This is a genomic window from Metamycoplasma arthritidis, from assembly GCF_900660715.1.
In the GTDB taxonomy this organism is placed as follows: domain Bacteria; phylum Bacillota_I; class Bacilli_A; order Mycoplasmatales; family Metamycoplasmataceae; genus Metamycoplasma; species Metamycoplasma arthritidis.
Genome location: NZ_LR215047.1, coordinates 1 through 13365, shown reverse-complemented (window position 1 = coordinate 13365; position 13365 = coordinate 1). Strand labels below are relative to the sequence as shown.

Genomic DNA, 13365 nt, shown 5'->3' with positions numbered 1-13365 from the left:
CTTAAAAACGATCCCCTTCTTTAGATTTAACAAGAGGCGCAACAATTTTATAAGTTGTTAAAATGACTGCTAGATTAAAGAATATTTTAATTGGACTAGTAATAGTATGCGTAGTTAAGTTGACCCAAAAGTCAGTTTTGAGTGAAACTGTATCGGCCCAAGCTAGCAAAATGACATTAATAAATTCTAGTAAGGCACACAAAGTAACAATTGCCATCACTTCAATAAAAGTTTGGTAGTTTTTCTTTAAAAAGATACGATATAGCGACACGCAAACCATCATCAAAACAAAACCTGAACAAGTTAAGATAATATAGAAAACTTTGTTCTTAATAAAACGATTATTAACAAAGAAAATGGGATCCAAGCTACTGAAAACAGCAAAAATTATCAAAACAATAAGTGCCAAGGTGACAATCGTGGAAATAAAAGCAAAATTAAGCATTGCCAAAGGTTTAGTTTTGTTTTCTAATAAAATGATTTTTACTTCATAAAAAGCGATTTTTTCTGAAAAATATTGAATATCTTCAGGATTTGATTTTGAAATGGCTTCATCGTATTGATTTTTAAAAAACTCAGTTGTTTGACGGTATTTGTAAATACGATAACGCCGTGAAAACAAAATTTCATTTAAGTTAAAGAAATAATATGCACAAATTCCTGGCACAAAACCAGAAACTGCAACCGCTAATGTGTAGAGAAAGTGATAGTAAGTAGGAACTAAAGCAAACGAGATTAAGTCAGCTAAAATACCGGTAATCATGCCAACTATGGGGCCGAAAATAAAACCAGTTATCTTAATAGGAAGGCCAATGAAACTAAACTTAAAACTAGGAAGAGCACTAATTGGCAAAATCCGCACGGAAATTAAAAAAAAGACAACTGAAATTGCGATTAAAACACCGACAAAAGCAATCTTTTTCGAATTTCATTTACGGTAGCTTAAACTCGTTTGCGAGCGAGCCCAGCGCAAGTAGTGTTTGATTCCGCCGGGGATTTTTGATTCCATTTTTTGCCTTTCTAATAACTTTAATTAAACTAATTATAGTTTAAAATTATAAATTTAAATTTTGAGTTCACTAAGAGTGTTTGAATAATTTGCTTTTTTCCATAATTGGAAGGTTAATAAAGGTTTTATAAAAAGTTGCATTGACAATAACGCCAACATAAATAAAATATGACATAAAAACCATTAATAAAATTAAATACATAAACGCTGCCACTGGTCCAAATTTACCATAAGGGATAATTGAGGTTAACGATCCAAAGATTAAAATAAAGACCGAAGTTGGGATTGCCGTAATTAAAGCGCCAGGATGAACATGAGCTATTTTGATTTTAAAGTTAGGTGCTAATTTAAAGAAAATTAAAAAACCTAAATAAGTAACAATTGGTAAAGTGATAATAATCGAAAAATAATAAACTAGCCAAAACTCTCATCTTAATTTCAAATCGGCCAATGTTAGATTTTCTTTGCTTAGTGTAGCTGGGCTTAGATCGCCAAAGGCACTTTCTTTAGCTAAAAAAGACATAAATGCAGTAAAAGCCAATAGTAAAATCGTTAGTCCAAAAGCAATTAATACGCCTAAAAAGACCCCTTTAATTCGATTCTTTCACGCTCTTTGTGGTGATTTGTGTTCATATAAGGCATCAATTGAATGAACAAACTTCGCATATCCTTTTGAAGAAAGTCAAATAACAGATAGGGCAAATAAAATTAAGGTAATAGCACCACCCGCACTATTTCAAATACTTGCCATGTCAGGTAAGACTTTTTCAACCCCAGGGATGATTCTTCCTAAAATGGCTAGCTTCAAAATTGCATTGTATTCTGGACTAATAGGGCCAATTACTGAAAGCAACAAACAAGCAATTGGAATAAACGAAAGAAAAAGATACATTGCATAACCAGCGGGAATAAAAGCAAACTCATTAGAATTAATTTTTTTATAAGCGCTATTAACAATCTCGCGCCCTTTTGATTTACTGCTTTTTAGATGTCTTGGGATTGCAATAAACAAAATGGCATAAATAATTCATTTAGTGATTCTTTCAAAAATGTTATTACTTTTTTTACTTTCGATTATTTGTGACGAAGCAATATTACTGCTATTGTGTAAACCATTATTCTTGTCATCTTTTGTTTGTCAACCAGTTTGCAGTTTTTTCTTTTTCTTTTTATTAAACCAACTCATGTTCTCTTAAAACTTCTCCTTAATTAACTTTTGAAGTTCCGCTAAATTAGCTTTACCCGCCGTTTTTTTCATAACTTGACCAGTTAAAAATTTATTTGCTCGATCAAAGTTTTTAGTAAATTCAACTTCTAAAGACGGATTTTCTTTTAAGATTGTTTCGACTATAGTAGGAAGAGAGATTTCTTGCTCAAGAATGATTAAATTATTTTCCTTCACAAGCTCTAAGATTGTTTTAAAAGGGTTGCTTTGTTTTAAATCAAGAATCTTACTTACATCATTTTTCTTAATTTTTTGGTTTACTAATAAATCAATTAAAACTTTTGTATCTTGGGGTTTAGTTGCAAGATCTTTAATGTTAATTTTAGTTTCGTTTAAGTAACTAACAATGTTAGCGAAGAAAATGTTGGCAGCTTTTTTTAGATCCGGGTAGTTGATAGCGTCAAAATAGTTTGCATAATCAACATTGTTTAGCAATTGACTAATTTGCACTAAGTTAAGTGAAGATGCTAAATACCTAGTTTCTTTTTCATAAGGTCTTTCATTGATTTGAATTTTATCAATAAAACTTTTCTCCAGTTTAATAATTGGAATATTAGGATTAGGATGATATTTATAATCTAAAGCATTACCTTTTTCACGCATGGTAACGGTTTTTAAAGTAGCCTCATCAAAACGTTTAGTTTGTTGACTAAACATTTTATTATTAAGGTGTTGCTCAATTTGCCAAGTAGCTTCGTATTCAATTGCTTTTTGTACATTGGCAATTGAATTTAAGTTTTTAATTTCCACTCGGGTATTTAGATCATTAGTATTACATTTTCTAACCGAGATGTTAACATCAGTTCGTAAACTACCCTCGTTCATTTTGGCATCACTAATATCTAAACAAAGAGCGGTTAGGCGAATCGCCTCAATGTAGGCACAAGCTTCTTTAGCTGAATGAATCACTGGATTAGAAACGATTTCAATTAAAGGAACACCAGCGCGATTGTAATTCAAATAGGTCAAATTATTTTCATGAATTGATTTAGCAGTATCTTCTTCTAAATGGATTCTTTCAATAGTAATCTCTTTTCAAACATCATCAACTTTAATTTTTATTGAGCCATTTTTACCGATTGGATGAAACTGTTGTGTAATTTGATAACCTTTTGGCAAGTCGGGATAGTAGTAATTTTTACGGTCAAAATGAAGTTCTTCAGCAACTTCCATATTTAAAGCTTTTGCTAGTTTAATTCCTTTAATTACTGCCGCTTTATTAACTAAAGGAAGTGTACCTGGATAAGCTAAATCAATGGGACTAATATTAGTATTAGCAAGAGCATTGTATTCATTAGCCACTGATGAAAACATTTTTGTTTTTGTGTTTAACTCAAGGTGAATTTCAATACCAATTACAATTTCTCAATCTTTATTCACGACAGCCTCCTTTAATTAATTTTTCTAAATAAAGTGCATGCGAAAACAGTTTAAGATCTTGATCAACTGCACAATCAATTGCAATATTGAAAGGCATATTATTTTCTTTGTTGGTTCCTAGTTTCATAGTCATAGAAGGATTGCCCACTAAATTACCATAGGTCAAAATAAAATCCATGTAATTAGGTTTAATATTTTCATCAAATTTCGGTGCTGAATCGCTAGCTGCTGGATAAATAAAACAATCTGATTCACTATGAATTTCACTAAAATAATCAAATAAAACTTGGCGCATTTTTTTTGCTTTAACAAAATATTTAATTTGGTTTTCTTCCTCTAAAAAATAAGAACCCAAAATTAATCTTGATTGCACCATTTTTCCCAATTTTTGGCTACGTTTAGCTATAACAGTTTCCTCTCAATCGCCTTCTATGTCAAACTTAGGGCCGAAAGCAATCCCTGTTAAATTAGCTAGGTTAGAGCTAGCTTCGGAAAATGAAATAACTTTATAAACCACATCAATTGAATTAAACATTTTTTCATCAACATCAATTTTTATTAATTGAACATTAGCTTTTTTTAGTTGATCCAATAAGCCTTGGTATGCCTTGGCAACCGCTGGAGCAAGTTTATCAAAACAATCTAGATAAGCGACTGTTTTGGGCTTAGCTAATTTAACATCTTCTAACTTAAAAGATAAATCTTTACTCGTTAAATCATTTGCTAAATCTTGTTTAAAAAGAACATGACTAAGTTCAATGGCATCATTTACATTATGAGTAAAATATGCGACAGTGTCAAGAGAAGTGGCAAATGAAAATAAACCATATCTACTTATGGCGCCATAACTTGGTTTAAAACCGACTTTGCCAATATTTGAAGCTGGTTTTCTAACTGAATCGCCAGTATCTGAACCAATAGCAAACGAAATATTATCACTAAAAGTTGCCGCCGCTCCTGAAGAAGATCCACCTATCATGTATTGGTGGTTTTGTGGATGTTTAATAACTCCGTATGCCGAATATTCACCGCTACCACCCATACCAAATTCATCTAAATTAGTTCTTGCTACGCAAAGAGCGCCAGATTCTCTTAAAAGCTTTAGAACGGTAGCTTCATAAGAAGATTGAAATGTTTCTAAGAATTTACTCGATCCTCTAGTGGGACACGCTACATCAGCATAATTGTCTTTAATTGTAAAAATACAATTGGCTAAAGGTTTATTTGACATTGGCGGTTCTTTAATATCAAAAACATGAGCAACCGCATTGTTATCATTTGCTTTTAGATCATTATAAGCTGCTTGTAAACTTCCTTTTTTAATCATTGACAACCTTCTTTATTGTTACAAAATCACCATTGTTACTTGGGGAATTTTGAAGCATTTTTTCTTTAGTTAGATAAGCAAATTCAACTACTTCGTCTTCGCGCAATGATTGAAATGAAAGTGGGTTTTTAGTTAAACGACTTAGAGGTTTTGTGGTTGCTAAGTCAAATTTATCAAGTTCTTTTAGTTGAAAATCAATGCTAGCAAGAAGTTTTTTGGTAAGAGCAATTACCTCTTCACTAGGATTTAGATAAATATCGTTTGCTAATTTTTTAATTTTTTCTTCAGTCATTTTAAGATCCTTAACTATCATCTTGGTTGACAGATAAATATTTGTTCATTATATTCTGAAAATTTTTCATCGAGATTGTGAAAAGTAATTGAATATGAATGTAAAAATAATCTTTTAGCGCGCTTGCCTCCGTATTTACTATCTCCTAAAATCGGATATTTTAAATACGATAAAGTCGCTCTTATTTGATGAGTTTTTCCTGTCAAAATTTGCGCAAACTTGTGTTTACCATCAACCCAAAAAATTGTTCTTGCTTTGACACCAAATTTTGGATCAACAATCATTTTTTCGTTGCCAATGTCTTTTTTTAAATTAACGGTAATATCTAGTTTATCCTCATTAAAATCCGAAACAAATTGATAAACTTTGTCAAAGTATTTTTGTTGCTTTTCAAATTCTACTAACGCAGCGTAGTTTTTAGCATAAACCACTAAGCCACTAGTTTTTTTATCAATTCTACCAATTGAAGCTGGGCGAAAAGAAGAAGTGAGACGATAATTTAAATATTTAAGAATTTGATCGTCAAGTGAATTTTCTTCTGAATGCATAGCAATATTAATGGCTTTATCAACAATTAATAAATTTTTATCTTCAAAAATAACTTTGAAATTAATCTTAGATTCGTTTTGAACAAAAGCTTTAGTAGCATCACTAATGCCATAAACTTCAACTACATCGCCTAGTTGCATTTTGTATTGTTTATCATTGGTGCGAACACCATTTACTTTGATATCTTTTTGACGAAATGCTTTTTCAATTCTAGATTTAGGAACGTTGTTAAGCATTTTAAAAAGATACTTAAATAAAATACGATCAACGTCGTCTAATTTAGCTTTTAGTTTAATCATCTTCGCCCGCTTCGACAGTTAAAATTCCATCTTTGTCAGTGTCTTGCCGTTGCGAGTCAAACAAATTAAAGTCTTTTTCATCAACTTCATCTTCATCGCTATATTGTGAAAATTCTGGAAACGGTGGAAGTTCTGCTAAAGTTTTGATTTTAAAGTAATCATAAAATTTATTAGTAATACCATACAAGATAGGATTGCCGGGAGTAGAAGCAACACCAACTTCTTCAATAATACCCTTAGTTAGAAGATTTTGTACAATGCTGTCGCTAATTACGCCACGAATATTTGAAATCATACTTCTAGTTACTGGTTGCTTATACGCAACAATGCCTGCAACTTCAATAGAAGCGTCAGATAAATGTCTTTTTCTAGTAATAGTTACTAGTTCTGAAATTGCATCTTTTACAGCTTCAATTGTCATAAACTTATAAACATCATTGAACTCATGAACCTTAATGCCACGTTCTTGCTTATTAAATGATTCACGAAAGTCTTTTAGCATTCTTCTTGCTTCTTGAATAGTATTTAGTTTAAAAACATTCTTTGCTTGCTCAGAACTTAATCCTTCGTTACCTTGAACAAATAATAAAGCTTCTAGTATTTTATTCTTCATATTCAACTCCTTTTTTGAAACGTATGTTAGCATCTTCGCCATCTTGCTCAATCACAACAATTTGCTGTCTAGCTAAATCAAGAACCGCTAACAATGTAATTACAAAGTGGCCAATCGTTGGAACATTAAAAACTTCTCTAAAATCTAGTGAATCTTTTGTTTTGAACAAAGCAATAATTCTCTCCTTTTGCTCTTCAGGACTTACAGCAACGGTCGAGATTTTAATACTTCTAATCATCTCGGCATAAGTTCGTTCAAACATTTTTCTAAGTGCTACTACTAACCTTGAACTATTAGCATGACCGTCTAGAACTGTTTCATCAATTTCTCTTTCATATTGACCAGTTTCCTCTGGTTCTTTTGTGAAAAAGTTATCTCTAATAAGTTCTTGTTGACGTAATACTTGCGAAATCTGTTTGAATTTTTCATATTCAGCAATTTGCTCTAGTAAGCGCTTTTTCTCTTCTTTGATTTCTTCTTCAATGGTTGGATCTTGCAACACCATTCTTGCTTTTAGTTGTAGCAAAGTAGCTGCCATAACTAAATATTCACTAGCCAAATCAATTTCATAAGTTTGTAAATGTTTGATGATGTTTAAATACTGAGTAGATAGTTCAAAAAGATCGACATCGAAAATATCAATATTTTTTTCTTTAATTAAAGTTACTAGTAAATCTAAAGGACCATCGAAATCACCAATTTTAAAATTATGACGATCGCCAATAGTAATTTCTTGTGGCTTAATTGTCTCAGAAGCAATATTTTTCTCTGGTTCTAGAGAAATTTCTCTAATAGTCGGTTTTTGCGACATTATTTATTCACCTTTTTCTTTGAATAAGTGTTTTTGATTGTTTCTTTTGAGGTGATTGTTTGGTCAACATATCGTGAGGCAATGATATTTTTGACTTGATCAGCAAGATCGCGTGAAGCAATAGTTTGAAAAGTAATCGGTTTAATTTGAGGATGAAAGATAACTTCAATTTCTAGTTTGCTATCTCTTTTCATATCTAATGCATTAGCCGCGTTATTAATAGTAACTGGTACAATAGGCAAGTAACATGATTGTGCCAACTTAAAAGCGCCGGTTTGAAATTCGCCTAACTTACCATCTCTACTGCGGGTTCCTTCGGCAAAAACTACGCCACATGTTTTGTTTGCTTTAACGGCGTTACCAAATTCAAATAGAACACTTAAAAGTTCGCGGGGTTTAGAAAAATCCAAATAATATGTATCTAATAATTGAGCAATTTTTTGAATACTTTTTTTCCTAGCTACTTCACTCTTGGCTATAAAGTTAACCCGTTTGCTAACTTTTTCACCATTGCCAAGGTTTGACAAAGCAACAGTCATAATTAAAGCATCAAAATAGGTTGAGTGATTGGGAACAATTAAACATGGGCTATTAGGAACATTATCAAAACCCTCGACTTTTAAAGTGATGCCAAAATACTTTAAAATCTTGGCAAATTTTGTTTGGCAAATTTTGTTCCGTTCGGTTTTAGTGTAATATTCAGGCATTTTGATATTACGTGAAGCTTTTGTTTTAAGCGTTAAATAAGTTATTCATAATGGTAGCGAATTTCAAAAAAGTTTGGTTTGTAATTTCATAGTATATCTCCTATTGTTTTTGTGCGATAGCAATCAACAAGTCATCTTCATTAGTAGTTGAAAGTGCAAAATCAAGAAACTTATATCGCCCGCTTTGATCCTTGATTATTTCAATTTCTGAGAAACTACTAAAAGTGTTATCGCATTTAAAAATTGCCTCTTTTAGGGCTCATCTAGTTGCAATGTATTTAGCAAAATTAGGCGCTTTTTTACACTCAATTAGTTCATTTGGATGCAGGAATTTTACAAGCTGATGATCTTTAAAATTTTTAAAACGGCTAATTCTTGTAGCATCGATACCAATCATGTTTATTCCTCCTTTTGCCCTTGTTGCATTAAGTAAATCAAAAAATTAAATTACTAATTTAATAAATTATAATGAAATTTATTTTTTGCAAAACAATCTTAAATATTCATAAGTAATTAGAATAAGACGTTTGCTTAGTTACTCTTACTATTTACCAAAATTTCGTATAACTTCATAATCTCTTGTAAGCTAAGTTCTTCTGCTCTAGTTGTTTGTTTGTGGCCAATTTGCTCAATCGCTCAAATAACATCGGCTTTAGGTCATTGTGGCACTAGATTATTAATAAGCATTTTTCTTTTGAAGGCGAATATTTGTTTAATGAAGGCTAAAACTTTTTTAAGATTATATGGCAAGCTTTTGTAAAAATCGATCGTTATAATTGCTGAATCCACTTTGGGGGCTGGATTGAAGTTGCTAGCTTTTACAACAAAATGCTTTTTGACATTGCCTACGAAGTTTACACTAACCGTTAATTTACTATATTCTTTAGTTTTAGGCATTGCTACTAAACGATTAGCAACTTCATCTTGAACCATTAATGTTGCTTTTTTAAGAATGCTATGGTTTTCAATCAACTTAAATAAAATTTCACTTGTGATATTGTAAGGAATGTTGCCAATAACAACCCATTCTTTTTTTTCATCAAAAGTCGCATTTAAAAAATCTTCATTGATAAATCTAACATTTGAATTTTGGTTTTCTACAAGGAGTTTTTTAAAAAGGTCGTTATCAATTTCATAAGCAATCAATTCTTTAGAAAGCTCTTTAATAAGATCTGTTAGCGCCCCTAGTCCCGGCCCTATTTCAATCACATTTTCGTCATCGACGCAAGCAACGTCAACAATGGCTTTTTGAATTGCTTTATTAATTAGAAAATTTTGTCCAAAACGTTTTTTTGCAATTACTTCCATTACACACCAAACACTTTTTTAATGTTAGTTCTAATTTGAACAACAAAGTCTTCTTCTTGTACATTATTAAGGTTTGCCAAATATTTATAAGTATATTTAACATAAGGACTAATATTGGGTTTGCCGCGCATCGGGGTTGGCGCTAAATAAGGTGTATCAGTTTCACAAAACATTCTATTAATTGGAATTAATGCAACAGCTTCGTTAAGCGTCTTAGCATTCTTAAAAGTAACCACTCCAGAAATTGAAAAATAAATATTAGGATAGGGCAAACATTTCTTAACATATTCGGCATCGCCACTAAATGAATGTAAAACAAATTTCACATCCTTATAATCATCGCTAGTAAAAATTTCAAATGCGTCATCCAAAGCGTCTCTTAAATGCAACATAGCAACGATATTATGTTTTTTAGCAACTTCTAGTTGCGCTATGAAACTTTCTTTTTGAACTTCTTTTGAAGGCGAATCATCATAGTGATAATCTAAACCAATTTCACCGATTCCAATGACATCTTTTGTAATAATAGATTCTAAAAATTCGCCATCGCTTTTTCCTTTAGCAAGCGTTGGATGAATACCAATGATTGGGTGTAAATAGTTTTCATGCGAGCATAGTTCTAAAAGCTCGACCGAATCTTCTTTACTAGTGCCAACAATAAAAAGTTTTTCAAGATCTTCTTTAATTCATTCTCGCACAGTTTGCAATGGATCTTCATAGTATTCTTTAAAGGGGTGAGTGTGGATGTCGATGTATTTCATATTTGGTATTTTTCCTTATTTGGTGTGATAGTTTTAAAAATTATTTTAATTCTAAAATATTACTCATTTAAATTTTAATAAAAATAAAGCCCCAGCAAGCTGAGGCATCTTAAATTATTAATTAAGCAACTAGACCTAGTTTTTTTAATGTTCTAGCGTTTTTAGCGGTTACCCGAAGAGTTTTTTTAGTTCCATTTTCTTGTAAAACGGTTACTTTTTGAAGGTTAAGATCAAATGTTCTTTTTGTGGTATTTAAGGCATGTGATCTTTTGTTGCCGCTTAATGCTTTTTGTCCAGTTAATTGATCTCTACCTGGCATTTTCTCTCCTTACGATAATATTAAACTTTAATAATTGTATATTAAGTTGCTCTAGTTTTATCAATTTTCTTGCTTTTGTTTGGCAGCAACTAGTTTATAGACATTGTCATCAATTCAAATTACATCACCAACGTGCACTTTTGAATTACGGCCTTCAGCAATTTTACCGTTAATTTTGATGACGTGGCTTTTGACAAAAAATTTAGCTTTACCACCACTAGCAACAATATCTAATTTTTTTAGTAGTTGGCTTAGTTTGATTGAATCACCGTAAATTTCAATTTCCATAACTAGAATCCTTTTTGTGGAGTAAACAGTTGGATGTTATTAGGGTGTGAATCTGATTTTACTACCAATCTTAATTTGTCTTTAGTAATGTGAATGTTAATTGTACCTTCGAAAACAGCAATAGCTTCACGTAAATACTTACTATTAAGCGCTAGTTTTAGTTCATCGCCATCATAACTAAAGTTTTTCGTAATAATTTCGGCATTAGCAATTTCGTCACGAGTTGAAGCAATCATTAAGATACCATCAACAATTGATAGTTTGATTTTATTGTTGGTTTCTGAAATAATAACGCTAGCCTTTGAAAGTAAGTTGTTTAGTTCTCTTTTTTCAATTTTTAGGCAAGTAGCAAATTCGCGAGGAACAATTCTAGAAACGTCTTGGTATGGTTGATTTACTACTTTAGATTGAATAATAGTACTGTCAACTTCAAAAGCAATTTTATGTTCAGAGATATTTAAAAGCACGCTATCTTTAAAATCAAAAGCAGTTAAATCTTTTAGGTTCTTAGCTTGAATTGAAACGTTGAAATTAGCGTCACTATCAATTTCTTTAGTTTCTTCAGCATAACGATATTTATTAGTTGCCACGAATTTTAATTTGCCATCATGGGCTGAAATATTAACACAACAAAGAACCAAGTTGGCTTCATTATTAGAAGCCGCAAAACTAACATTCTTAGTAATACTCTTTAACTCGTCTCATTTAATTTTTAGAGTTTCACCATAAACTGCAAAATCAATTTCAGGATATTCGCTTGTGTCATATAGATTTAAACTATAACGATCAAATTCGGTTGTAACAGTTAATAAATTGCCTTCTGATTTAAGGCTAATATCGCCGTCTAATTTTTTAACGATGTTTCTTAGCAAACTAAGTTCAACTAGAATAATCCCGGGGCTAAGAATTTGCATATCGACACTGCTTGGAATAACATGTTTAATGCTAATTTCACCATTAGAAGCAATAATTGTTAACATGCTATCTTGAGCTTCAACTAAGATACCTTTCATAACGGGAATAAAAGGATTTTGGTCAACCGCCTTGGCTACTCTTTCAATTGCTTCATCAAGCAATCATTTATTAATTTTTATTTCCATTTTTTATACCTCTTATAAAATCTTTCTTAAATTGCCTTTGATTTTTTCGATTGCTAATTTTAAGGCTGAATTAGTCTTAATGTTTTTATCAATTCATTTAACCGAAACAATTACTGTTGAGTGTGATTGATTGCCAAACATTTTACCAATTGAATCCAGCGAGTAATCGAAGTTGTTTTTAACAAGTCACATAGCAATTCGTCTTGCCATAACAATTTCTTCTTTTCTAGTTTTAGCAACAATCTTGCGTTTGTCAATCTTATAGTACCGACTAACAGCATCAATAATAGTCTCAGGTGTAATAGTTTCTTTGATTTGCGAAACATTTTTAAAAATCATTTTAATAGTAGCAAGGTCGTAAGTGAAAAAATCATCACCTTGGCTAAAGAGTTTAATCCTATTAATCGCCCCTTCTAATGAGCGAATGGAATTAGAGAAGTTTCTAGCAATAAATTTCATACTTTCTTCTTCTCAAAGTTCAGGATTAATATTGTTTTGTTTTAGTTTGAAATTTAGAATTGAAATAACATCGCTCATCTCGGGTTGCATAATTTCAACCGTGAGGCCGCCATTAAAACGAGTAATAAAGCGTTGTTCAAAACCGCCAAGGTCTTCAGGGCGTTTATCAGCGGCGATAATAATTTGTTTTTTATCGTTCATTAAGGTGTTGATAATATTAAAAAGAACAGTTAATGTACTTTCGCGGTTACCATACTGTTGCACATCATCAAACATAAGACAATCATAGCTAACTAGGTTGTCAACAATTTTATTAATTTCTTCTTGGTTTTTGTTTTTAAGCTGTTCAACTAATTTTCTAGTAAGCATGTCAGGATTAACATAGTAACATGTCTTATTTTTTTTCATAAGTTCATTACCAATAGCATTCAACAAGTGGGTTTTTCCTAGTCCACTTGAAGAGTAAATAAAAAGAGGCGAAAATACTACTTGATCATTTTCATATATTGATCTAGCCGCTTTTAAAGCCACCGAGTTGAACTTACCTGGAGCATAATTTTCAAAAGTTAAATCTTTGATAATGTTAGATTTTTTTTCATTTTTGTAATTTTTAGTTTTTGGTAGTACATTTAAGTTTTTTAATTCCTCTAAGTTGGTAATGAAAATAATATTCATTTTTCTTTCGTATACATTGTTGATGATGCGGTTTATTAACTCAGAAAAATCGCGCTTAACATACTCTTTTATTTGTGTTGGAACGAGCAAAAAAATCGCTTCATTATCTTCGTGCACAATTTCTAATGATGATAGAAACTGTTCGTATAACAAATTTTCACCATTTAAATTATTTTTAAGCTCAGCTTGAAAACTTTTATTGTTGATTATTAGATTAACGCTCATGTCTTTGTCTAGTTTCAT

The 13365-nt window shown here is 31.3% G+C and carries 16 protein-coding genes; all 16 read right to left on the bottom strand.

Annotated elements, in window-relative coordinates; genetic code table 4:
* Position 1: 1 nt before the first annotated feature.
* On the bottom strand, positions 2-1009 hold the full coding sequence (locus tag EXC42_RS00080; RefSeq protein WP_012497941.1) for an ECF transporter S component: 1008 nt from the start codon (positions 1007-1009) through the stop codon (positions 2-4).
* A gap of 70 nt (positions 1010-1079) precedes the next feature.
* Positions 1080-2195, bottom strand: coding sequence for a YihY/virulence factor BrkB family protein (locus tag EXC42_RS05600; protein WP_012497940.1), 1116 nt, complete (start codon positions 2193-2195; stop codon positions 1080-1082).
* 6 nt (positions 2196-2201) lie between these two features.
* Positions 2202-3614, bottom strand: coding sequence for an Asp-tRNA(Asn)/Glu-tRNA(Gln) amidotransferase subunit GatB (gatB, locus tag EXC42_RS00070; protein ID WP_012497939.1), 1413 nt, complete (start codon positions 3612-3614; stop codon positions 2202-2204).
* On the bottom strand, positions 3607-4941 hold the full coding sequence (locus EXC42_RS00065; protein ID WP_012497938.1) for an amidase family protein: 1335 nt from the start codon (positions 4939-4941) through the stop codon (positions 3607-3609). Before EXC42_RS00065 ends, gatB begins: the two co-directional genes overlap by 8 nt.
* Positions 4934-5233 (bottom strand): Asp-tRNA(Asn)/Glu-tRNA(Gln) amidotransferase subunit GatC, encoded by a 300-nt coding sequence (locus EXC42_RS00060; RefSeq protein WP_012497937.1) that lies wholly within the window; start codon positions 5231-5233, stop codon positions 4934-4936. The genes EXC42_RS00065 and EXC42_RS00060 overlap by 8 nt, the downstream gene beginning before the upstream one ends.
* A gap of 14 nt (positions 5234-5247) precedes the next feature.
* On the bottom strand, positions 5248-6081 hold the full coding sequence (locus tag EXC42_RS05595; protein WP_012497936.1) for a pseudouridine synthase: 834 nt from the start codon (positions 6079-6081) through the stop codon (positions 5248-5250).
* The gene (gene scpB, locus EXC42_RS00050; RefSeq protein WP_012497935.1) at positions 6074-6694 is read right to left on the bottom strand and encodes an SMC-Scp complex subunit ScpB; all 621 of its coding nucleotides are present in this window, start codon (positions 6692-6694) and stop codon (positions 6074-6076) included. The genes EXC42_RS05595 and scpB overlap by 8 nt, the downstream gene beginning before the upstream one ends.
* Complete coding sequence (locus tag EXC42_RS00045; protein ID WP_012497934.1) at positions 6684-7505, bottom strand: segregation/condensation protein A; 822 nt, start codon at positions 7503-7505, stop codon at positions 6684-6686. Before EXC42_RS00045 ends, scpB begins: the two co-directional genes overlap by 11 nt.
* Positions 7505-8302, bottom strand: a complete 798-nt coding sequence (locus EXC42_RS00040) for a lysophospholipid acyltransferase family protein (protein WP_012497933.1) — start codon at positions 8300-8302, stop codon at positions 7505-7507. The genes EXC42_RS00045 and EXC42_RS00040 overlap by 1 nt, the downstream gene beginning before the upstream one ends.
* 10 nt (positions 8303-8312) lie before the next feature.
* On the bottom strand, positions 8313-8609 hold the full coding sequence (locus EXC42_RS05590) for a 4'-phosphopantetheinyl transferase superfamily protein (RefSeq protein ID WP_012497932.1): 297 nt from the start codon (positions 8607-8609) through the stop codon (positions 8313-8315).
* 134 nt (positions 8610-8743) lie between these two features.
* Positions 8744-9520 carry a 16S rRNA (adenine(1518)-N(6)/adenine(1519)-N(6))-dimethyltransferase RsmA gene (gene rsmA, locus EXC42_RS00030; protein WP_012497931.1) on the bottom strand — a complete coding sequence of 259 codons (777 nt, stop codon included), beginning with the start codon at positions 9518-9520 and terminating at the stop codon, positions 8744-8746.
* Positions 9520-10281: a TatD family hydrolase gene (locus EXC42_RS00025; RefSeq protein WP_012497930.1), complete on the bottom strand. Its 762-nt coding sequence runs from the start codon at positions 10279-10281 to the stop codon at positions 9520-9522. Before EXC42_RS00025 ends, rsmA begins: the two co-directional genes overlap by 1 nt.
* A gap of 121 nt (positions 10282-10402) precedes the next feature.
* The gene (gene rpmB, locus EXC42_RS05585) at positions 10403-10600 is read right to left on the bottom strand and encodes a 50S ribosomal protein L28 (RefSeq protein ID WP_012497929.1); all 198 of its coding nucleotides are present in this window, start codon (positions 10598-10600) and stop codon (positions 10403-10405) included.
* Positions 10601-10657: 57 nt separating this feature from the next.
* A complete protein-coding gene (locus tag EXC42_RS00015) occupies positions 10658-10888 on the bottom strand; it encodes an RNA-binding S4 domain-containing protein (RefSeq protein ID WP_012497928.1) in 231 nt (76 codons plus the stop codon).
* Positions 10889-10890: 2 nt separating this feature from the next.
* On the bottom strand, positions 10891-11988 hold the full coding sequence (gene dnaN / locus EXC42_RS00010; protein ID WP_012497927.1) for a DNA polymerase III subunit beta: 1098 nt from the start codon (positions 11986-11988) through the stop codon (positions 10891-10893).
* Positions 11989-12000: 12 nt separating this feature from the next.
* The coding region (gene dnaA / locus EXC42_RS00005) for a chromosomal replication initiator protein DnaA (protein WP_012497926.1) at positions 12001-13365 on the bottom strand (1365 nt) is incomplete at its 5' end.